Genomic DNA, 20,687 nt, shown 5'->3' with positions numbered 1-20,687 from the left:
CGGAGATCAGCAACCTGGGGTGATGACAGAGACGACACGCGCGCAGGGCCCGGCCGTCCACGAGGCGATCCTCGACTACTACAACCAGGGCAAGGAGGACGCCCGCCTCAGACCGGGCGGCGCCCCCGCCGGGCGGCTGGAGTTGTGGCGCACCCAGGACGTGCTGCGGCGGATCCTGCCCACGGCACCCGCGCGCGTGCTCGACGTCGGCGGCGGCAGCGGCGTGCACGCGGAGTGGCTCGCCCGGGACGGGTACGAGGTCGAACTCGTCGACCCCGTAGCGCTGCACGTCGAGCAGGCCTCCCGGCTGCCCGGCGTGACCGCGCGCTTCGGGGACGCCCGCTCCCTGGAGGCGGAGGAGGCCGCGTACGACGCGGTGCTGCTGCTCGGCCCGCTGTACCACCTGCCCGAACGCGCCGACCGGGTACGGGCGTTGGCCGAGGCGCACCGAGTCGTCCGGCCCGGTGGACCGGTGGTCGCGGCCACCATCAACCGGTACGCGGGCCTGCACGACCTGCTCCGGGAGGAGCGCTACTTCGACCCCGCGCAGCGCGCCCGCACCGACGCGGTCAGTGGCCACGGCCGGCACGGCACGGAGAGCGGCCTGTTCACCGTCGCCTACTTCGCCCAACCCGCCGAGGTTCCGGGCGAGTTCACCGACGCCGGGCTCGCACCGGAGGGCCAGTACGGCCTGGAGGGCCTCGCCTGGCTGATGGGCGGCGTCGAGGACTGGCTCGACGACCCGGAGCGGCGGGAGGTCGTCCTGGCCGCGACCCGACGCATCGAGTCGGAGCCCACGCTCCTCGGCGCGAGCGGCCACCTGCTCACGGTGGGCAGACGGCAGCCGTGAGCAGGCGTCCTCGGTGTCGCTATGCGGCCGTACCGCCCGCGTAGTCGCTATTGAAGGTGGTCTCGATGGTCGTGGCCACGGACTGGGCCACCCCGGTGCCCGTGAGGATGATGCCCAACTCCCGGTTGTTGGAAAGGGAGTTGCTGCTGATGTTCATGGAGCCGGCCTCCACCTCCTGGGTGGACAGCCCGTAGTCCGCGACCATGGCCTTGGCATGGATGTAGAAGCCGTCGGGGTCGGAGTAGCCGACGACGGTGCCGCCGGCCGCCTCGACGGCGGAGACCTGGCTGGAGTAGCTGGACGGGCTCTCCAGCACCACCCGCACGGCCACGCCCGCCTTCGCTCTCGCCACGATCGCGTTGACCACCGTGCTGTCGCTGAACTCCAGTTCCTCGACGTCGAGCGTCTTGGTCGCGGCGTTGATCACGGACAGCAGGCGGCTGCGGGAGTCGGTGGGGGACCACAGGAGGTGGTCGCCGTCGGTGGGGGTGATCGAGGTGCCCGCGTAGTCCGCGTTGAAGACCTTCTCGATCGCGGCGACATCACGGGTGTCGTCGGTGAAGACGCCGTAGTCGCGGCCCGTCGCGTAGTACTGCGAGGTGAGATTGCCGGTCAGGATCAGGGACTTGGTGCCGTCCACCGTGATCGTCTTCTGGTGGGTGTAGGTGAAGGTCGACGGCGACCAGACCACCCCCACGCCCGCGTTCGTCAGGGCGGTGTACGCCGAGCTGTTGGCGGACTGGTGCTGGCGGTCCAGGACCACCCGCACCGTGACGCCCTTGTTCTTCAGGGCTATGAGGTCGTTGACGGCCGTGGTGTCCTCGAGCTCGTACATCGTCATGTCGAGCGACGTGGTGGCCGAGTTGATGAAGTCGTAGATCGTGGGCTCGCTGCTGCTGAGCGAGAAGGCGAAGGCGGAGTAGCTCGCGGCGTTCGCGGGGACGGCGGTGGCGAGCACGGCGGCACCGGCCGCCAGGGCGACACCCGCGCGGCCGAGGACCTTCCACAACATGCGTGACTCCTAGTCGAGTTGATGCCCACGTGGGGGGTGGTGAGCGTGGGCATGACACCACGCGCGTAGAACGCGGAGGAAGGGAAGGTGGGTGAACTCGGTATTACCGAGCGGCCATACAGCTGGACAAAGGGGACTTCACGCAGGTGGAAGGCGGTTCATGCACTGCCCGCGGGATCGCAAAATCTTCGTAGGCCCCTCTCTTCGCGGGCCCCGGAGCGTGGAATGAAATGCTCGGCAGGCGTGATCGCTTCGGACCGTCCGGGGCACCCGACCAGCGAGGTGAGAGATGCAGTTCACCACCCGGCCCACCCTCCAGGGCACCTTCGGCATGGTGTCCTCCACCCACTGGCTGGCCTCGCAGTCGGCGATGGCCGTGCTGGAGGACGGCGGCAACGCGTACGACGCCGCCGTGGCGGGCGCGTTCGTGCTGCACGTCGTCGAGCCGCACCTCAACGGGCCCGCCGGCGAGGTGCCGATCCTGCTCGCCCCGGCGGGCGGCGAGGTGCGGGTGCTGTGCGGACAGGGCGTCGCGCCCGCCGGAGCGACGGTCGCGCACTACCGGGCGCTCGGCCTGGACCTCGTCCCCGGCACCGGACCGCTCGCCGCCGCCGTGCCCGGCGCCTTCGACGCCTGGATGCTCCTGCTGCGCGACCACGGCACCAAGCCCCTCGCCGACGTCCTGAAGTACACCATCGGATACGCCGAACACGGGCACGCACCCGTGGAGAACGTCGGCGCGACCGTCGAATCGGTACGGAAGCTGTTCGAGACGGAGTGGACATCGTCGGCGGAGGTGTACCTGCCGGGCGGCAAGGCACCGCGCCCCGGCGAGCTGCTGCGCAACCCCGCCCTCGCCGCCACCTGGAAGCGGCTGCTCACCGAGGTCGCCGGGGCCGGGGACCGGATCGCCGAGATCGAGGCCGCGCGCGAGGTGTGGCGCTCCGGTTTCATCGCCGAGGCGCTGATACGGCACTCCCGGCGCCCCACACTGGACACCAGCGGCGAGCGCCACACCGGCACGCTCACGGCCGCCGACCTCGCCGGCTGGTCCGCGACCTACGAGACTGCGGCGACGTACGACTGGAACGGCTGGACCCTGTGCAAGGCCCGCCCCTGGAGCCAGGGCCCGGTGCTCCTCCAGCAGCTCGCGCTGCTCCCGCCCGAGCTGCCCGAGTACGGGTCCGCCGACTACGTCCACCTGCTGATCGAGGGCTGCAAGCTCGCCATGGCCGACCGGGAGGCCTGGTACGGGGACGCCGCCGACGTGCCGATGGACGAGCTGCTCTCGGCCGACTACAACGCGGCCCGGCGCGACCTCGTCGGCGGCATGGCCTCGTACGAACTGCGTCCCGGCAGCCCCGGCGGGCGCGCCCCGCGGCTCAGCGGCCACGCGCACGTGGTCGTCACCGACGACCCGGGGTTCGACCCGATGGGCGCCGGTGAGCCGACGGTCGCCAAACCGCCGACGTCCCCGGTGCCCGGCGAGCCACGCGCGCGTGCCGGAGAACCGGAGGTGCGCGCCGACGGCACCACCCGCGGCGACACCTGCCACCTCGACGTCGTCGACCGCTGGGGCAACATGGTCGCGGCCACGCCCAGCGGCGGCTGGCTGCAGTCCAACCCCGTCGTGCCCGAACTGGGCTTCCCGCTCGGCACCCGGCTGCAGATGACCTGGCTGGAGGAGGGCCTGCCGAACTCACTGACGCCCGGCCGCCGCCCCCGCACCACCCTCACGCCCTCCATCGCCCTGCGCGACGGCGTGCCGGTCATGGCCTTCGGCACACCCGGCGGGGACCAGCAGGACCAGTGGCAGCTGCACTTCTTCCTCGCCGTCGCCCTGCGCGGGCAGGTCCGCGGCGGCCTCGACCTGCAGGGCGCGATCGACGCCCCGAACTGGCACAACGACAGCTTCCCGGGCTCGTTCTACCCGCGCGGCATGCGGCCGGGGAGCGTGACCGTGGAGTCCCGCATGGACGCCGGTGTCGTCGAGGAGCTACGCCGCCGCGGTCACCACGTCACCGTCGGTGACCCCTGGTCCGAGGGACGGCTGTGCGTGGTCGCGCGGGACCCGGAGACGGGCGTCCTCTCGGCGGCCGCGAACCCTCGGGGCATGCAGGGGTACGCCGTCGGCCGCTGACTTCGCGGCCCCGCCGCCGACATCGCACCCCTGGTGTTCGCGCCGATTCCACCGGGCGTCCACCGGGGGGCTGGGGTTTGTCAGTGGCGCGTGCTCTCATGGAGCCATGATCGAAGACAAGGAAACCATCGACGAGTTTCTCGCCCGGCACTCGGCCGACGTGGAGGAGGCGGTCCGCAAGGCCGCCGCGGCCGAGATCATGCCGCGCTTCCGACAGCTGGCGGCGCACGAGGTGGACCAGAAGAGCGGACCGCACGACCTGGTGACCGACGCCGACCGCCTGGCCGAGCAGTACCTCACCGAGACCCTCCGCGTGCTCCTGCCCGGCTCGGTCGTCGTCGGCGAGGAAGCGGTCCACGCCAACCCGGCGACGTACGAGGCGATACGGGCCGAGGCCCCGGTCTGGATAGTCGACCCGGTCGACGGCACACGCCAGTTCGTGCGCGGCGAGACCGGATTCTGCACGCTGGTCGCGCTCGCGCACCGCGGAGTCCTGCTCGCCTCCTGGACGTACGCACCGGCCCGGGACCAACTCGCCGTCGCCATAAGGGGCCAGGGCGCCTTCCTCGACGGCGAGCGGCTCTACGCCGGCCCGGCCGCCCCCGGCCGGGACCTCCAAGTGGCCACCTCCCACCCGGACTACACGACGGACGAGCAGAAGCGCGCCCTGCTCGGCCTGTGGACCGACGGTGTCGCACCCCGTGCCTGCGGTTCGGCGGGCCTGGAGTATCTCGCCATCGCCCGTGGGGAGTTGGACGCAACCGCCTTCTCCTGGGAGGCCGCCTGGGACCACGCGGCCGGCATCCTGCTGGTCGAGGAGGCGGGCGGTGCCCACCTGACGATCGCCGACGAACCGTTCCGCATTACGGGCGGCAACGCACTGCCGTTCACGGCCGCACGCGACGCGGCCACTGCCCGCCGGGTGCAGCGGCTCCTGTCGGGCACGGCCTGAGTCAGGGGACTGTTGAGGAAGGAACCACCCGCCGCCGGTGACTGTCAGTGCCCCGGCATATCCTGATCCTCAGTGGCCATCGGCTGACGAAGGGGTCCGAAGGTGCCGTCGATGCTCGATGCTGTCGTGGTGGGTGCGGGGCCGAACGGACTGACGGCCGCCGTGGAGCTGGCCCGTCGCGGCTTCTCCGTGGCCGTATTCGAGGCCCGCGACACCGTCGGCGGGGGAGCCCGCACCGAAGAGCTCACCCTCCCCGGCTTCCGGCACGACCCGTGCTCCGCGGCCCACCCGCTCGGCATCAACTCCCCGGCGTTCCGCGCCCTGCCCCTGGAGCGGTACGGCCTCGAGTGGCTGCACGCCGAGCTGCCCATGGCGCACCCCTTCACCGACGGCAGCGCGGCCGTGCTCTCTCGCTCGGTCGCCGAGACGGCCGCCTCCTTCGGCCCGCGCGACGCGGGCGCGTACCGCAGGCTGGTCGAGCCGTTCCTGCCCAAGTGGGACACCCTGGCCCGCGACTTCATGTCCCTGCCCCTGACCGCCCTCCCGCGCGACCCGGTGACCCTCGCCCGCTTCGGCCTGGTGGGCCTGCCGCCGTCGACCTGGCTGACCCGCCGCTTCCACGACGAGCGGGCCAAGACCCTGTTCGCGGGCCTCGTGGCACATGTGATGGCCCCGCTCACCGGCTTCGCGACGGGCGCCATCGGCCTGGTCTTCGCCCTGGCCGCCCACGCGCGCGGCTGGCCGGTCGCCCGAGGCGGCTCCCAGTCCATCTCGGACGCGCTCACCGCCTATCTGAAGGACCTGGGCGGCCTGGTCCACACGGACTACGAGGTCAAGCGCCTCGACGACCTGCCGCCCGCGCGCGCGTACGTCTTCGACACCTCGCCCACCGCCCTGGCCCGTATCGCGGGCTTCGGCCGCTACTACGAGGGCTACAAGTACGGCCCCGGGGTCTTCAAGGTCGACTACGCGCTGGACGGCCCGGTGCCGTGGACCGCCGAGGAGGCCCGCGTCGCCGGCACCGTGCAGATCGGCGCGGACAGCGCGGAGATCGGCGCCGCCCTGCGTGCGGCCTCCCGGGAGAACCGGGCACCCGAGCGGCCGTTCATGATCACGGTCCAGCCGAGCGTCGCCGACCCCACCCGTGCACCCGAGGGCAAGCAGGTCTTCTGGGCCTACGGCCATGTCCCGAGCGGCTGGACCGGAGACCTCACGGACGCCATGGAGCGCCAACTGGAGCGCTTCGCCCCGGGGTTCCGCGACCGGGTTCTCGCCCGCGCGACGGCCGGCCCGCCCGAACTCGCCGCCCGCAACGCCAACTACATCGGTGGCGACATCGCCTCCGGCGCGGTGAGCGGACTCCAGATCCTCCTGCGCCCCAGACTCTCCCTGTCGCCGTACACCACCCCGCACCCGGCCGTGTTCATCTGCTCGTCGGCCACCCCGCCGGGCCCCGGGGTACACGGCATGTCGGGACACAACGCGGCCAAGGCCGTCTGGAGGAGGCTGAGACAGACATGACGCCCACCATCACGCTCGCCAAGGGCGACATCACCCGCGAGAGCGCGGACGCGATCGTCAACGCCGCGAACTCCTCCCTGCTCGGCGGCGGAGGAGTCGACGGCGCCATCCACCGCCGCGGCGGCCCGGCCATCCTCGAGGACTGCCGCAAACTCCGCGCCTCCCACTACGGCAAGGGCCTGCCCACGGGCCAGGCGGTCGCCACCACCGCCGGCAACCTGGACGCACGCTGGGTGATCCACACGGTAGGCCCGGTCTGGTCGGCCTCCGAGGACCGCTCCGAGCTGCTCGCCTCCTGCTACCGGGAGTCACTGCGCATCGCCGACGAGCTCGGCGCCCGTACGGTGGCCTTCCCCGCCATCTCCACCGGCATCTACGGCTGGCCGATCGACGACGGCGCCCGGATCGCGGTGGAGACCGCGCGGGCGGCGGAGACGGCGGTGGAGGAGGTCAGGTTCGTGCTGTTCGACGAGAAGGCGTACGAGGCGTTCGCCCGGCAGGTGGGGTGACCGCAGCTAGGTGCCGTCACCCAGACGGACTCCGTCGACGGCGGTGTCGAAGACCTGCCGGTACTCGTGCCACTGGGCGTCCGGTGCCGACAGGTAGATCACGTACTGGGTGCCGTCGGCACCGGCGAAGGCCAGTTCTGCCGCGCGGAACTTGCGTGCCCTGCCGTCGAAGGTGAACTCCCAGTACCCGGCGGGCCGTTCGCGGAAGGTGGTTTCGGCCATCCGCACCCGTTCATAGCCGGGGTTGTCGCGACGGGTCTGGTCCTCTTCCGTCTCCCGCCAGTGCCGCAGCGGATCGGCGCCCCCGAACTGGACGACGTTGACTCTGAGGCCCACCAGACCGGACGGATCGATGTAGGCGACCTCACCGCCGGGCAGCGTCTTGCGGGTCCAGCCGTCCCGTACGGGCACGGAGACGCCGCCGTCCGCCTTTGCGAGGTGGTATCCGGCGGGCGGCGCCGACACGGTGGGGCTTGCACTCGCGGAGGGGGCGGCGGCGGCCCCGGACGGGTGGCCGTGCCGCCCGAAGGGGTTGCCCTCGAGCCACCACAGGGCGCCGCCTGCCACACAGGCGGCGAGTGCCAGCGCCGAGACCGACAGCAGCACCGTACGGCGGCGGTTCCCGCCGCCCTTGCGTCCGGGAGGCGCGAGGTCGGGGACCCGGTCCGTCCGGGTGGGCGGATCGAGGGGAGCGGTCCGTGTGCCGGTCGCATCGGCCAGGTGGCGTTCGACCTCGTGCACGTCCATGCGCCGGTCCGGGTCCTTGACGAGCAGCCCCTCGATGACCGGGGTCAGGTGCCCGGCGTTGCGCGGGGCCTCGTACGGGTCGGTGGCGATGGCGTACGCGGTCTCGATCGGGGTGTCGCGGCGGAAGGGGGGCCGCCCCTCGACCGCCTGGTACAGCGTTGCCCCAAGGGCCCACAGATCGCTGGCGGGACCGGGCTCGGTGTGCGTGCTCCGGAGACGCTCGGGCGCCAGGTAGCGGATGGAGCCGATCAGCTCGCCGGACTTGGTCAGCGAGGACGTTCCCGACTCCATGGCGATCCCGAAGTCGGTCAGGACGATCCGCCCGTCGTTGCCGAGGAGAACGTTTGCGGGTTTGACGTCCCGGTGCAGGACCCCGGCGTCGTGCGCGGCTCGCAGCGCGGCGGCCATGGCACGGCCGATCCGGGCGGCTTCGTCGGGTGGCAGTGCGCCGCGTTGCTTCAGGACGTCACTCAGCGTGCGGGACGGGATGTACTCCATGACGATGCAGGGCAGGCCCTCGTCATCGACGACGTCGTACACCACGATCACGTTGGGGTGGGTGATCCGGGCCGCGCTGCGGGCCTCGCGGCGGGTGCGCTCGTAGAGCCGGTGGACCTCGTCCTCGTGGAGGTGCGGCGGGATGCGCAGCTTCTTCACCGCGACATGGCGGCCGAGCAGCCTGTCCTCGGCGCGCCACACGGTGCCCATGCCGCCGCTGCCCACCCGCTCCACCAGCTGGTACCGGTCGGCGACGAGCCGTCCAAGATCGGACACCGCGAGATCGTCCACTTCTCCGCTTCCCATTCGCGAACAGTCGAGGCCGACGAGGCACGATAACCCATTCGGTCGATTGCCCTGAACGAAGACGAGGCTCGTCCCGTCCTCGTTCCCGGAGTTCGCCGCAAGGGTCGGCCGACGGCCTAGGCCACGGTGAGCACGAGCGCCCCGGAATGGCTGCTGCCCGGCGTGAGCGCAGTGGCCGTACCGTCCACGGCCAGGCTGAGGCTCTTGCCGGGCGGTGCCTGCACCGTGGCGTCCGCGTCGACGACCAGCTTCGTCAGGCACGACGTGCCGGCGACCGTCCAGACCGAGCCCGCGCCCAGCTTCACGATCACACCGTTGTTGATCGCGGGCCGCGCGGTGTTGGTGACGTGGTTGGAGATGGCGTGCCGTGACGTCGAGGCGGAGATGACGCCCTCGATGCGGCCGCGGCGAGCAGCGCGCACCCCGGATCGGCAGGCCCACGAGGCGTTCGCCGCGCAGGCCTGCCGAGGGAGCCTCGGTCGCCGGGAACCGGCCCGGTCAGCCGTCGATGCGGTGCGTGCTCCAGAAGGAGGCCAGGTCCGTGGTCGTCGCGGCCTGCGCGGCCGCCTTGAACTCGGCCGTGGTCGAGACGCCGTACCAGTGCGAAGTGGCGTAGTCCTTCAGCAACTTGGTCATCGCCGTGTCGCCGATCAGCCGGCGCAGGTCGTGCAAAGCGCACTTGCCGTAGCCGTAGACGACGGTGGAGTAGCGGGAGGAGTGGGCGTCCCAGTAGGCCATCGAGTTGGTGATCTTCTCCGCCGACGATGCCCACGAGACGCTGTTCCAGCAGTTGGTGCCGGTCTTGCCCAGGGCGAGATCGGTGGAGTAGTCGGTGAACGACTCGTCCAGCCAAGGGCTGTTGTACTCGTCGTCGCCGACGATGCCGTACCACCACTGGTGGCCGATCTCGTGCGTGAGCGCGGTGGTGCTGACGAGGTCCAGGACGAAGCCCGGGTACTCCATGCCGCCGAACCAGTAGTTGTTGTCGATGACGGCGTCCAACTCGCCGTACGGATAGGCGCCGAAGCGCGATGCGTGCGCGTCCACGGCCGTCTTCGCCGTGCTGAGCATCGACTGGGCGTCGGAGGAGCTGATGCCCGAGACGGAGTAGACGTTGATGGCCGTTCCGGCGGTCGAGGTGCCCGAGATCTTGGTGAACGGGCCCGCCGCCCAGGCGAAGTCACGCACCTTGGAGGCGGTGGCGGTGGTGACCGTGCGGCCGCTGGAGCCGGGCGTGTCGGTCGAGGTGCCGCTGGCGGGTACCAGCAGTGAACTCGGGTGGTCGAGGGTCACCTTGAAGTCGGCGGCCAGGGAGTAGAACGACTCGCCGTTGTTGGTGTACGGGTCCAGGTGCCAGCCCGAGCCGTCCTTGACCGCGAGGACCGGCAGCGCGTTGCCGATGAAGCTGAACGCCCCGTCGTGGCCGAACCGGTCGGCACCGCTGGGCACGGTGATGCCCAGGTCGAAGCCGATGGTGGCGGACTGTCCCTGCGCCAGGGGTGTGGGGAGGCTGATCTGCAGGGCCGTGCAGGCGACCGACAGGGAACCCGCGGTGCCACCGGTGACATTGCTGACCGTGATCGGCATCGACGAGCAGGTGCCGTGGTAGTTGTCCCAGAGCCTCAGGTACACCTCGCTGAGCGCGGTCGAGGAGGCGTTGGTGAACGTCGCGCTCTCGTGGCCGGTCCAGACGGTACCGCTGGTGTTGCTGGTCAGGTTCACGGTGTACGAGGGGGCGGCCGGCGTCCGTGTCGAGTCCGCCGGCGGGGCGGAGTCGCCGGAGGTGTCGAGGGCGATGTCGTCGAGGACGAAGCTGCTCTGGAGGCTGGAGTCCTCGGTGCCGGTGAACGCAAGGCTCACGGTTTGACCGGCGAACGCCGACACGTCCAGGGACTTCTTCACGTACCCGGTGTTCTTGTCGAGGTTCGAATACGTCGCCAGGGTCGTGCCGCCGATCTTCGCCGTCAGCTTGTCGTAGGCGATGGACGAGGTCGTCTCGGCGGTGTCGATGTGCAGCCAGAAGGACAGGGTGGCGGTGCTGCAGCCGGACGGGATCGTGACGCTCTGGGAGAGGGTGTCGGTGTGCGTGCCGCCCGTGCCGTCCAGCCAGGCGAAGCTGGTGCCGCCGTGGGCGCTCTGGCCGGAGCGGCTGGTGATCACGCTCGTGGACGACTGGGTCCAGGGCGAAGTGCCACTTTCGAAGCCGCCGTTGGCGACCACCTGGGTCGGGGTGCAGGCCGCGGCCGCCGACGAGGCGGTGGGCGGTGCGGCTGCCGCCGGGGCGACGGGAAGCGAGACGGCGGCGAGCGCGGCGACGGCGAGTGCGCGCGCGGCGATGGATCTGTGGGGGGTCGTTCTCACACGAAACTCCTTTGCGGCGGCCGGGATTCCGGCCTGCTCGGCGACTGTCCGGTCGGCTGGGGTGCGCCGGGGGCGGTCGTGGGCTGCGTGTTCTTGTTGACCGGAGCATGCCACAGGGTTCAGCGAGATGTGCGGACTTCGAATCCGCAGGATCGCACAGAGTCCGACAGGATCATTGCTTCGGTTCTGTTCGGGACCTAGGGTGCAGCTGTTTGTGTAGTCCCTGTGTCACCGTCAGCTGTCAACTGACCCGGTATCAACTTCCGTATCCCACAGGATCCAACAAGATCTGACGCACCCTCAGTACGCGCACCCGCACTGTCGTCCCGAGGAAGGCCACGATCATGCCGCACCCCCACGTGCACCCGCCCCTCGCCGACCGGCTCGTCAGCCGCCGCCGTCTTCTCGAAAGCGGGGCTGCCCTCCTCGGCGCACTCGCCCTGTCCGGGCCGTCGGCCACCGCACACGCCGCCGATCCGGACGCGACGGCGGACGGCACACCCGAGTGGAACGGCAACATCGCCGTCTTCCAGCTGGGCACCGAGCCGCCGCACACCACCCTCATGCCGTACGCGACCCTCGGGCAGGCGCTCGCCGCCGACCGCACGCGCTCGCCGTACCGTCTGAGCCTCGACGGGAAGTGGAAGTTCGCGCACGCCGACCGCCCCGACGACCGGGACGTCGACTTCCACCGCACCGATCTCGACGACAGCGGCTGGGACACGATCCCGGTGCCCTCCGCATGGCAGCTGCACGGCTACGACCGCCCGATCTACATCAACATCACCTACCCGTGGTGGGGCCCCAACGGCCTCGGCGAGGACGCGCAACCGCCGGCCGCCCCCACCCGCTACAACCCCGTGGGCCAGTACCGCCGCACCTTCACGGTCCCGCGCGGCTGGGCGGGGCGGCGGACCTTCCTGCACTTCGAAGGCGTCAAGTCCGCCCACTACGTATGGATCAACGGCGAGCTGGTCGGCTACCACGAGGACTCCTACGACCCCGCCGAATACGACATCACCCCACACCTGAAGGCAGGTACCAACCAGATCGCGGTCGAGGTCTACCGCTACTCCGACGGCGACTGGCTGGAAGACCAGGACATGATCCGGCTGAGCGGCATCTTCCGCTCCGTCTACCTCTACTCCACGCCGGCCGTGCACCTGCGCGACTTCAGACTCGACACCCCGCTGAGCGACGACCACACGGCGGCCGAACTGTCGGTCACCGCGAGCGTGCGCGACTACGGCGGACAGGGCGCGGGCAGCTACTCCGTCGAGACCCAGCTCTACGACGCCGGCGGGCACCCGGTGTGGCCCAGACCCCTGCAACAGGCCGTCGAACTCGACTCCGGCGCGGAGAGCACCGTACAGGCCGCGAAGGCCGTGCCCGCACCGCGTCTGTGGTCGGCCGAGGACCCGTACCTCTACACGGCCGTGCTCCGCCTGCGCGACCCGGCCGGCCGGGTGGTCGAGACCCTGTCCCACCGGGTCGGTCTGCGTGAATTCGCCCTCAAGGACGGGCTGATGCGCATCAACGGCCAACCGGTCTCCTTCCGCGGCACCAACCGGCACGAGATGCACCCGGTCCGCGGCTCGGCCCTCACCCGCGAGGACCTGGTCGAGGACATCGGCATCATCAAGCGCCTGAACATCAACAGCGTCCGCACCTCGCACTACCCCAACAACCCGCTGTGGCTGGAGCTCGCCGACGAGTACGGCCTCTACCTCGTGGACGAGACCAACCTCGAGACCCACGGCATCCGGAGCGAGTACCCCGGAAACCACGCGGAGTGGACGCAGGCGTGCGTGGCGCGCGCCCGGAACATGGTCCACCGGGACAAGAACCACGCCTCGGTCGTCATCTGGTCGCTCGGCAACGAGGCTGGCGGCGGCAGCACCTTCACCGCCATGCACGACTGGATCCGCTCCTACGACACCACCCGCGTCATCCAGTACGAGGGCGACGACCGCCCGGGCATCAGCGACATCCGCTCCGAGATGTACGACAGCCCCTCCCGTGTCGAGTCACGGGCGAAGGACACCGCCGACACCCGGCCGTACGTGATGATCGAGTACTCCCATGCGATGGGGAACTCCAGCGGCAACTTCAGGAAGTACTGGGACCTGATCCGCCGTCATGACGTGCTGCAGGGCGGCTGGATCTGGGACTTCGTCGACCAGGCCCTCGCCTGGCCCACCCCGACGCGCAAGCATTTCACCGAGTCCGGCCCGATCGCACTGAGCGGCGAGACCGTCGCCCCCGCCGGCACGTTCACCCGCGACAAGGGCGTCTCCGGCGGCACCGTCTTCGCCCGCGACCCGCGCCTCGATCTCACCGGCTCGCTGACCCTGGAAGCCTGGTTCACCCCCCATGTCACCGGCTACCACCAGCCGATCCTCGCCAAGGGCGACACCCAGTACGCCCTCAAGCAGACGAACCGCACCCTCGAGTTCTTCATCTACGGCAGCGGCCAGTGGATCACCGCGAGTTGGGCGCTCCCCGACGACTGGACCGGCAGCGAACACCATGTCGCGGGTGTCTACGACGCCGAGGCCGGCACCCTGGCCCTGCACGTCGACGGCACGGTCCGGGCCACCCGCACCACCACCGTGCGCCCCGCCGTCAACACCGCGCCCCTGTCCCTGGCCACCGACGTCGACAACCCCACCCGGGAGTTCAGCGGCACCATCCGGCGGGCCCGCGTCTACGCCCGCGCGCTGAGCGCCGCCGAGCTGGCCTCCGGCAGCCGCGGGCCGGGCGACGCCGGTGTACGGTTCTGGTTCGACGCCGCCACCGTCGGCTTCACCGAGAAACGGTCCCGCGACAAGACCTTCTACGCCTATGGCGGCGACTGGGGCGACAACCCCAACGACGGTGCCTTCTCCGGGGACGGCATCGTCACCGCCGACCGCGGACTCACCGGCAAGTCGGCCGAGGTCAAGCGGATCTACCAGGCCGTCCAGGTCACTTCGGGCAGCGCGCCGGGCCAGGTCACGCTCACCAACGAGTACCTGTTCACCAACCTCTCGGCCTTCGACGGCCGTTGGTCGCTGGTTGCAGACGGAAAGACCGTCCAGCGCGGCAAGTTGACGCGCAGTCAGCTGGACGTTGCACCGCTGTCCGGCAAGGACATCAGCGTCCCGCTCCGGCTGCCCGCCGCCCCCGCGCCCGGCGCCGAGTACTTCCTCGAACTCGCCTTCACCCTCAAGGAGTCCACGCCCTGGGCCGACGCGGGCTTCGAGATCGCCCGGCAGCAACTCCCGCTCGACGCGGGCAGCCCGCCCGTGACCCCCGTGCCCCTCGGAGAGATCCCGGCCCTCTCCCACGAGGACGGCGACACCACCGTGACCGTCGCCGGCGAGGACTTCACCGTCACCGTGGACAAGCGCACCGGCGTCATCACCTCCTACCGCTCCGGCCGGACGGAACTGATCGCCTCCGGCCCCGCGCCCAACTTCTGGCGGGCCCCCACCGACAACGACCGGGGCAACGGCCAGCACACCCGCAACCAGACCTGGCGCGACGTCGGCGCGAACCGCAAGGTGACCGAGGTCGGCGTGCGGGCGCTGCGCGACCGGGCCGTCGAGATCAAGGTCACCGGCACCCTGCCCACGACCACCGAGTCGACGTACACCACCACCTACACCGTCTTCGGAAACGGTGAGATCAAGGTCGACAACACCCTGCACCCGGGCGCCTCGAACCTGCCGTACCTCCCGGAGGTGGGCACGCTGCTGACCCTGCCGGCGCGGCTGGAACACCTGCACTACTACGGCCGCGGCCCCGAGGAGAACCACTGGGACCGCAACGACGCCACCGACGTGGGCCTGTACTCCGGCACCGTCACCGGACAGCGGACCTCCTACCTGCGCCCACAGGAGAGCGGCAACAAGACCGACGTCCGCTGGATCGCCCTCACCGACCGCGACGGCGTCGGGCTGCTCGTCTCCGGTGAGCCACTCCTGGAGGTCAACGCCTCGCACCTCACGCCCGAGGACCTCTCGACCGGCGTCCGCCACGACTACCAGCTCACCCCGCGCAAGGAGGTCGTCCTGCGCCTCAACCACCGCCAGATGGGCGTCGGCGGCGACAACAGCTGGGGCGCGCACACCCACGACGAGTACAAGCTGTTCGCCGACCGCGACTACGCCTACACCTACCGGCTGCGGCCGCTGACCGACGTGGACGAGGCGATGGCGGCCTCGCGCAGGCCGACGGCGAGCGAGTTCTCCCAGTAGCGCGTCCCTGTGCTCAGCGCTCTCCCTGGGCGACCTCGATGCCCGCGTGCAGATCGGTGGCCGCGTCCGTCGCCGCGGTCGCCGATACGGCCACGCAGGTCAGGAGCAGACCGGCCAGGGCGCGGGGGAGCAGGCGGGTGGCGGGCGCGCTCGGGTTCAGCAGGGCGGTGACGCGGCGGGGGACCGGGCCCGCCGTGGCCGTGAGGGACAGCCGGGGGCGGGGGCCCGCCGCACGGGCGGCGAGGGCGGCGCGGCCGACGGCGCGGGCGGTGAGCGCGCGATCGCCCGTCGCCCGCGCGGCGGACTCGTCGGCCCAGCGCTCCAAGGCGTACGACAGCGGGGCGCGCAGCCCGCGCAGGGCCGGATGCAGGGCTACGGCGAACTCGGCCGCCGCGAGGAAGAGATGATGCCGGCCGGCGAGATGGGCGCGCTCGTGGGCGAACAGCACCTCACGCTCCTGCGCGCCGAGGGCACGCAGCATCCCGGTGGTGACGACGATACGGCCGGGCCGCCCGGGCAGGGCGTACGCGTCCGGCCGGTCGTCGTGCCGTACGCAGAGGTCACCGGCGCTCGACGCGCTCGCCAACTGCCGCTGGGCGGTGCGCAGTTCGCGGAGATGGCGCCGGGTCCGGTGGAAGAGCCCGAGGCCGAGTGCCGCCAGCACGAGGGTGGCCAGGACCGCGGCCGGCACGGTGGCGGGCGAGCCGTCCCCCAGCAGGCGCGGGGAGAGGTGGGCGAGCGCCGCGACGAACGGCAGCCGCAGGGCACCGGCGAGGGCGAGCAGCGCCAGCGCGGCCGTGCTGGAGACGGCCAGGACCAGCGCGAGGGCGGTCAGCGCCCAGGCGGCCGTCCGCGGCGAGACCTGCTCGGCACCGCGGCGCGCCACGGGCACGGTGAGCAGTGGCACCAGCAACGGCACGACCAGCGGAAGCCACACGGCGTAGATCACGGGGCGTCTCCCGCGGTCCCGTCCCCGCCGTCCAGGAGGGTGCGCAGCAGCTGCTCGTCCTCGGGGCTCAGATCGGAGACGAAGCGGGCGAGCACGGTGCCGCGGTCCTCGTCCTTGTCGAGTTCGGCGTGCATACGGCGGGCGGTGAGACCGGGGGAGTCCTGGACCGGGGCGTAGGCGTAGCCGCGGCCCGAGCGTGCGCGGGTGACCGCACCTTTGGCGTGCAGACGCGTGAGGATCGTGGTCACGGTGGTGCGGGCGAGGCCGCCGCCGAGCTCCAGCTGCACGGCACCGGGCGTGAGCGGCCCGTCGGCGGCCCACAGCGCGGCCAGCACGCTCGCCTCCAGCTCGCCGGCCGGCCGCCGGTCCGCCCGCCCTCCGACCGGCTCGTCCTGCTGCCCTTCGGGCATGGAAGCGCTCCTCGGCTCTCATCGGTCCACAGCTCACAGTCCCATGGACCCGTCTACGTGACTGTAGTCGCTCGGTGGCCCGTGCTCTCTCCCTGCCGCTCGGTTTTCGGCGGACCCGGCGCGCCGTAACGTAGTGGTCATGGCAGGCGCGACCCCTCGCGGCAGGGCCGAGCGGCGCAACCCGGGAGAGCTGGAGAGCGCGGTCCTCGCCACCCTGTGGGCGACGGACCGGCCCCTCACCCCGGCCGAGATCCAGTCCGGACTCGACGGCGACCTCGCCTACAACACCGTGCACACCATCCTGAGACGCCTGCACGACAAGGGCCTGGTCCTGCGCGACGCGGACGGACGGCGCGGTGCCTACCGCCCGGTGAAGAACGAGGCACAGATGACCGCGGAGGCCATGCACCGGGCACTGGCCCGCAACCCGGACCCGACCGCGGCCCTCCAGCAGTTCGTGACGGGGCTGGGCCCGGAGGAGGAGACGGCTCTGCGCAAGGCGCTCGGGGAGAGGGAGGGGTGAGGGGGCGGGCTCGGCACCGGAGGCAAGCGGGGCGGCTCAGCGGAAGCAGGATGGGTGGCTCACCGCCGCCGGGCGGGGCGGGTCGGCTCACGGGTGACAGAAGGTCGGGCTCAGCGGAAGCGGGGCGGGCGGGTCACCGGCGGCAGACGGGTCGGCTCACGGGTGGCAGCAGGTCGGCTCGGCGGAAGCAGGACGGGCGGGCGGCTCACCAGCGGCAGGCGGGTGCTCGGCGGTGGCAGGCGGGCGGGCTCAGCGATGACGGGCGAGCTGGTGTGCAGACAGCAAGCGGGGCTCGCCGAGGCGGATCCGCCGCCTCACGGGCTGCTCCGGTCGCCGCCCTGACGAGCCCCGGCCACCCCTCGCCGCACCCCCGCCACAACCCCCACCGCCCCGCACCCCAACACCACCGCCAGCGCCCCGAATCCGTACGTCAGCGTCGCCGCCGTCGCGACCGCGGCCACCAGCAACGGACCGCCCGCATCGCCCAGTTCGCGTCCTAGTTCCGCCGCGCCCATGGTCTGACCGAGCCGTTCCGGCGGGGTCGTCGACGCGAGGGTCGCGAAGCCGAGCGGGGTGATCAGGCCCGTGCCGGTGCCGATGAGGGCGGCGGCGAGGAGGACGCCGGCCAGGCCGGGCAGCATCGCGCAGGCCAGGCCGGCCGCCGCGAGCAGCAGCCCGGCGGTGAGCCCGGCGCGCGCGGAGAGCCGCCCCGCGTCCAGCGCCCGCCCCGCACGCGGCTGTACGACCGCCGCGCAGGCGGCCAACACCGATACCGCGGCGCCCGTCGCCACCGTCCCGAGCCCCGCCGCCGCACCGGACACCGGCAGGAACCCCACCCCGACCGACAGCGCGGCGGTCGCCCCCGCGAGCGCGGTCGTCGGCACCAGGAACGCCGCCTCCGTCAGCCGCCGCGCCAGGTCCAGGACGGTCTGCCGGGCACGGGGGAGAGGCGCTACGACAGGCACGGCGACCAGTGCCCACACCGCGACGGCGGCGCCGAGCACCGCCAGCACGGTGAACAGCAGCCGCAGTCCGCCCGCCCACACGAGCAGCCCGCCCAGCAGGGGGCCCAGTGTGTAGCCGACGGACTTGCAGAAGCCGTAACTCCCAAAGGCCCGCCCGTGTTTGGCCGCCGGATTGAGCCGGGCCACCAGCGCGGACGCGGCCGGCGAGAACGCCGAGGCCGCCGCCCCCTGCCCCAGCCGCGCGGCCCACAGCCACCCCGGACTGTCCGCGAGGACGTACAGCGCGGACGCGACGGCGAACGCCACCAGCCCGCCGAGCAGCACCGGCCGCGCCCCGACCCGGTCGGCCACCGTGCCGAACACGGGCTTCAGCAGCACCTCCGCCCCGTCGTAGAGCGCGAGCAGCCCGCCCAGGACGAGCAGCGAGGTGACCGCGCCCTCCCCGGCACCCCCGAGGTTCGCGGCGATACCGTGCGCCCCGAAGGCGGTGGTGAACCCGGCCGCGTACAGCGGCCACATCGACCGCTGCCGTTCATGCGCCATGGGCGGCAGCGTACCCACCACACACGCACATATGAATGACTGCTCAGGTATACGGAACCGCTGGTGATCCGGACCGCCCCAGCACACACCACCTTGATGTCGGATTCTCGCCAGCCCCGTACCGCCTCCATCGCCGATGCTGGACGCATGCAGAACGGGATGCACACCGACCGAGAGCGCTGCGTACGTGCCGTCCAGTCCAAGGACGCCCGCTTCGACGGATGGTTCTTCACGGCGGTCCTGACCACCCGGATCTACTGCCGGGCCAGCTGCCCGGTCGTACCGCCCAAGCCGGAGAACATGACCTTCTACCCGAGCGCGGCCGCCTGCCAGCAGGCCGGCTTCCGGGCCTGCAAGCGCTGCCGCCCCGACACCAGCCCCGGCTCCCCGGAGTGGAACCAGCGCGCCGACCTCGTGGCCCGCGCGATGCGTCTGATCGCCGACGGCGTCGTGGACCGCGACGGCGTACCCGGCCTCGCCGCCCGCCTCGGCTACAGCACCCGCCAGATCGAACGCCAGCTGCTCGCCGAACTCGGCGCCGGCCCCCTGGCCCTGGCCCGAGCCCAACGCGCCCAGACAGCACGCCTGTTGATCGAGACGACGCTCCTCCCGATGGCGGAGATCGCCTTCGCCGCCGGCTTCTCCTCGATCCGCACCTTCAACGACACGGTCCGCGAGGTCTTCGCCCTCTCCCCGTCCGAACTGCGTGCCCGCCTGCCGAAGAAGAACGCCCCGACGGCGCCCGGCGTCCTCACCCTCCGCCTCCCGTTCCGCGCCCCCCTCAACCCCGACAACCTCTTCGGCCACCTCGCCGCCACGGCCGTACCCGGCGTCGAGGAGTGGCGCGACGGCGCCTACCGCCGCACCCTCCGCCTCCCGTACGGCCACGGCATCGCGACCCTGACCCCGAAAGCCGACCACGTCGCCTGCCGCCTCACCCTCAGCGACCTGCGCGATCTGCCCGTCGCCATCAGCCGCTGCCGCCGCATGCTCGACCTGGACGCCGACCCGGTCGCGATCGACGACCAGCTCCGCACGGACCCGCTGCTGGCCCCGCTGGTCGACAAGGCACCCGGCCGCCGCGTACCGCGCACGGTCGACGAGGCGGAGTTCGCCGTAAGAGCGGTCCTCGGCCAGCAGGTCTCCACGGCCGCGGCCCGCACGCATGCGGCCCGCCTGGTCACGGCGTACGGCGACCCGGTGGACGATCCCGAAGGCGGCTTGACGCACCTCTTCCCGACTCCCGATTCCCTGGCCGCGGTGAACCCGGAGTCCCTGGCGATGCCCCGCACCCGCCGCACCACGTTCACCACGCTGGTCCGCCAACTGGCCGACGGCGAGGTCAACTTGGGCGTCGACAGCGACTGGACGGAAACCCGCGACCGCCTCCTCTCCCTCCCCGGCTTCGGCCCCTGGACGGTCGACGTCATCGCCATGCGCGCCCTGGGCGACCCCGACGCCTTCCTCCCCACCGACCTCGGAATCCGCCGCGCCGCCCAGGAGTTGGGCCTCCCGTCCACCCCGGCGGCCCTCACCGCCCGCGCGGCGGCCTGGCGCCCCTGGCGGGCGTACGCGGTCCAGTACCTGTGGGCGACGGACAGCCACCCGATCAACTTCCTCCCGGTATAAGGACGTTCGAAAAACCCATGACGAAGCAGCACACGATCATCCCCAGCCCCTACGGCCCCCTCACCCTCGTAGCCGACGACGGTGTCCTGTGCGGCCTCTACATGACCGACCAACGCCACCGTCCATCGGAGGAGACCTTCGGCCTCCCGGACGGCACCCCCTTCGCCGAGGCCGAGCAACAACTGAAGGCCTACTTCGCAGGCGAGTTGAAGGAGTTCACCCTCGAACTCCGCCTGCACGGAACACCATTCCAACGCTCCGTCTGGGACCAGCTCCGCAAGATCCCCTACGGCGAAACCCGCTCCTACGGCGACCTGGCCGACGCCCTGGGTAACCCTTCCGCGTCCCGCGCGGTAGGTCTCGCCAACGGCAGGAACCCGATCGGCATCATCGTCCCCTGCCACCGAGTGGTCGGCGCGAACGGCAGCCTCACGGGCTACGGCGGCGGCCTGGACCGCAAACAACGCCTGCTGGACTTCGAGAGCGGAAGGGCGCTGTTCTAGCCGGTCGGCGTGCAGCAGTGTGCCGGGG

General features: G+C 71.7%; 16 protein-coding genes. 9 read left to right on the top strand and 7 right to left on the bottom strand.

Annotation, left to right across the window (positions count from 1 at the left end):
* Positions 1–22: 22 nt before the first annotated feature.
* Positions 23–850 (top strand): class I SAM-dependent methyltransferase, encoded by an 828-nt coding sequence (locus ACFY1L_RS04615; RefSeq protein ID WP_388818048.1) that lies wholly within the window; start codon positions 23–25, stop codon positions 848–850.
* Positions 851–869: 19 nt separating this feature from the next.
* Here the strand turns inward: ACFY1L_RS04615 and ACFY1L_RS04610 are convergent, their stop codons facing one another.
* The gene (locus tag ACFY1L_RS04610) at positions 870–1,862 is read right to left on the bottom strand and encodes a phospholipase D-like domain-containing protein (RefSeq protein ID WP_388818045.1); all 993 of its coding nucleotides are present in this window, start codon (positions 1,860–1,862) and stop codon (positions 870–872) included.
* Between the two features lie 289 nt (positions 1,863–2,151).
* Here ACFY1L_RS04610 and ACFY1L_RS04605 point away from each other — a divergent pair, with 289 nt between their 5' ends.
* From ACFY1L_RS04605 to ACFY1L_RS04590, 4 genes are all read left to right on the top strand, one after another.
* Complete coding sequence (locus ACFY1L_RS04605; protein ID WP_388818042.1) at positions 2,152–4,002, top strand: gamma-glutamyltransferase family protein; 1,851 nt, start codon at positions 2,152–2,154, stop codon at positions 4,000–4,002.
* Between the two features lie 106 nt (positions 4,003–4,108).
* Positions 4,109–4,954 carry an inositol monophosphatase family protein gene (locus tag ACFY1L_RS04600; RefSeq protein WP_388818040.1) on the top strand — a complete coding sequence of 282 codons (846 nt, stop codon included), beginning with the start codon at positions 4,109–4,111 and terminating at the stop codon, positions 4,952–4,954.
* Between the two features lie 111 nt (positions 4,955–5,065).
* Entirely contained in the window at positions 5,066–6,475 is a 1,410-nt protein-coding gene (locus ACFY1L_RS04595) for a phytoene desaturase family protein (RefSeq protein WP_388818037.1), read from the top strand.
* Positions 6,472–6,984, top strand: coding sequence for an O-acetyl-ADP-ribose deacetylase (locus ACFY1L_RS04590; RefSeq protein ID WP_388818034.1), 513 nt, complete (start codon positions 6,472–6,474; stop codon positions 6,982–6,984). The genes ACFY1L_RS04595 and ACFY1L_RS04590 overlap by 4 nt, the downstream gene beginning before the upstream one ends.
* A gap of 6 nt (positions 6,985–6,990) precedes the next feature.
* On the opposite strand, the gene ACFY1L_RS04585 is transcribed toward ACFY1L_RS04590, so the two are convergent.
* The 3 genes from ACFY1L_RS04585 to ACFY1L_RS04575 form a co-directional block, all read right to left on the bottom strand.
* Positions 6,991–8,535 carry a serine/threonine-protein kinase gene (locus ACFY1L_RS04585; RefSeq protein ID WP_388818031.1) on the bottom strand — a complete coding sequence of 515 codons (1,545 nt, stop codon included), beginning with the start codon at positions 8,533–8,535 and terminating at the stop codon, positions 6,991–6,993.
* A 116-nt stretch (positions 8,536–8,651) separates the two neighbouring features.
* Positions 8,652–8,957, bottom strand: a complete 306-nt coding sequence (locus ACFY1L_RS04580; protein ID WP_388818028.1) for a hypothetical protein — start codon at positions 8,955–8,957, stop codon at positions 8,652–8,654.
* A gap of 76 nt (positions 8,958–9,033) precedes the next feature.
* Positions 9,034–10,896, bottom strand: coding sequence for a M1 family aminopeptidase (locus ACFY1L_RS04575; RefSeq protein WP_388818025.1), 1,863 nt, complete (start codon positions 10,894–10,896; stop codon positions 9,034–9,036).
* Between the two features lie 344 nt (positions 10,897–11,240).
* On the opposite strand from ACFY1L_RS04575, the gene ACFY1L_RS04570 reads away from it, so the two are divergent.
* Positions 11,241–15,137: a glycoside hydrolase family 2 TIM barrel-domain containing protein gene (locus ACFY1L_RS04570; protein WP_388818022.1), complete on the top strand. Its 3,897-nt coding sequence runs from the start codon at positions 11,241–11,243 to the stop codon at positions 15,135–15,137.
* A 13-nt stretch (positions 15,138–15,150) separates the two neighbouring features.
* Here the strand turns inward: ACFY1L_RS04570 and ACFY1L_RS04565 are convergent, their stop codons facing one another.
* The gene (locus ACFY1L_RS04565; RefSeq protein WP_388818018.1) at positions 15,151–16,086 is read right to left on the bottom strand and encodes a M56 family metallopeptidase; all 936 of its coding nucleotides are present in this window, start codon (positions 16,084–16,086) and stop codon (positions 15,151–15,153) included.
* Positions 16,083–16,496: a BlaI/MecI/CopY family transcriptional regulator gene (locus ACFY1L_RS04560; protein ID WP_388818015.1), complete on the bottom strand. Its 414-nt coding sequence runs from the start codon at positions 16,494–16,496 to the stop codon at positions 16,083–16,085. The genes ACFY1L_RS04565 and ACFY1L_RS04560 overlap by 4 nt, the downstream gene beginning before the upstream one ends.
* A 139-nt stretch (positions 16,497–16,635) precedes the next feature.
* On the opposite strand from ACFY1L_RS04560, the gene ACFY1L_RS04555 reads away from it, so the two are divergent.
* A complete protein-coding gene (locus tag ACFY1L_RS04555) occupies positions 16,636–17,019 on the top strand; it encodes a BlaI/MecI/CopY family transcriptional regulator (RefSeq protein ID WP_388818012.1) in 384 nt (127 codons plus the stop codon).
* A gap of 314 nt (positions 17,020–17,333) precedes the next feature.
* Here ACFY1L_RS04555 and ACFY1L_RS04550 read toward each other — a convergent pair whose 3' ends face one another.
* Complete coding sequence (locus ACFY1L_RS04550) at positions 17,334–18,503, bottom strand: MFS transporter (RefSeq protein ID WP_388818956.1); 1,170 nt, start codon at positions 18,501–18,503, stop codon at positions 17,334–17,336.
* A 183-nt stretch (positions 18,504–18,686) separates the two neighbouring features.
* Between ACFY1L_RS04550 and ACFY1L_RS04545 the strand changes: the two genes are divergently transcribed.
* Positions 18,687–20,156 carry a DNA-3-methyladenine glycosylase 2 family protein gene (locus ACFY1L_RS04545; RefSeq protein WP_388818953.1) on the top strand — a complete coding sequence of 490 codons (1,470 nt, stop codon included), beginning with the start codon at positions 18,687–18,689 and terminating at the stop codon, positions 20,154–20,156.
* 17 nt (positions 20,157–20,173) lie between these two features.
* Positions 20,174–20,659 carry a methylated-DNA--[protein]-cysteine S-methyltransferase gene (locus tag ACFY1L_RS04540; protein ID WP_388818009.1) on the top strand — a complete coding sequence of 162 codons (486 nt, stop codon included), beginning with the start codon at positions 20,174–20,176 and terminating at the stop codon, positions 20,657–20,659.
* Positions 20,660–20,687 lie beyond the last annotated feature (28 nt).

It is taken from the genome of Streptomyces sp. NPDC001663 (assembly GCF_042893105.1).
Lineage (GTDB): Bacteria > Actinomycetota > Actinomycetes > Streptomycetales > Streptomycetaceae > Streptomyces.
The sequence above is the reverse complement of the archived record's forward strand: the minus strand, read 5'-3'. Positions and strand labels throughout refer to the sequence as shown.

Excerpts from the sequence above, each read along its gene's own strand:
- ACFY1L_RS04605 (WP_388818042.1), top strand. The coding sequence starts at position 2,152 with ATGCAGTTCACCACCCGGCCCACCCTCCAGGGCACCTTCGGCATGGTG.
- ACFY1L_RS04570 (WP_388818022.1), top strand. The coding sequence starts at position 11,241 with ATGCCGCACCCCCACGTGCACCCGCCCCTCGCCGACCGGCTCGTCAGC.
- ACFY1L_RS04595 (WP_388818037.1), top strand. The coding sequence starts at position 5,066 with ATGCTCGATGCTGTCGTGGTGGGTGCGGGGCCGAACGGACTGACGGCC.
- ACFY1L_RS04585 (WP_388818031.1), bottom strand. The coding sequence starts at position 8,535 with ATGGGAAGCGGAGAAGTGGACGATCTCGCGGTGTCCGATCTTGGACGG.
- ACFY1L_RS04550 (WP_388818956.1), bottom strand. The coding sequence starts at position 18,503 with ATGTGGCCGCTGTACGCGGCCGGGTTCACCACCGCCTTCGGGGCGCAC.
- ACFY1L_RS04600 (WP_388818040.1), top strand. The coding sequence starts at position 4,109 with ATGATCGAAGACAAGGAAACCATCGACGAGTTTCTCGCCCGGCACTCG.
- ACFY1L_RS04540 (WP_388818009.1), top strand. The coding sequence starts at position 20,174 with ATGACGAAGCAGCACACGATCATCCCCAGCCCCTACGGCCCCCTCACC.
- ACFY1L_RS04615 (WP_388818048.1), top strand. The coding sequence starts at position 23 with ATGACAGAGACGACACGCGCGCAGGGCCCGGCCGTCCACGAGGCGATC.
- ACFY1L_RS04545 (WP_388818953.1), top strand. The coding sequence starts at position 18,687 with ATGCACACCGACCGAGAGCGCTGCGTACGTGCCGTCCAGTCCAAGGAC.
- ACFY1L_RS04555 (WP_388818012.1), top strand. The coding sequence starts at position 16,636 with ATGGCAGGCGCGACCCCTCGCGGCAGGGCCGAGCGGCGCAACCCGGGA.
- ACFY1L_RS04610 (WP_388818045.1), bottom strand. The coding sequence starts at position 1,862 with ATGTTGTGGAAGGTCCTCGGCCGCGCGGGTGTCGCCCTGGCGGCCGGT.
- ACFY1L_RS04590 (WP_388818034.1), top strand. The coding sequence starts at position 6,472 with ATGACGCCCACCATCACGCTCGCCAAGGGCGACATCACCCGCGAGAGC.
- ACFY1L_RS04560 (WP_388818015.1), bottom strand. The coding sequence starts at position 16,496 with ATGCCCGAAGGGCAGCAGGACGAGCCGGTCGGAGGGCGGGCGGACCGG.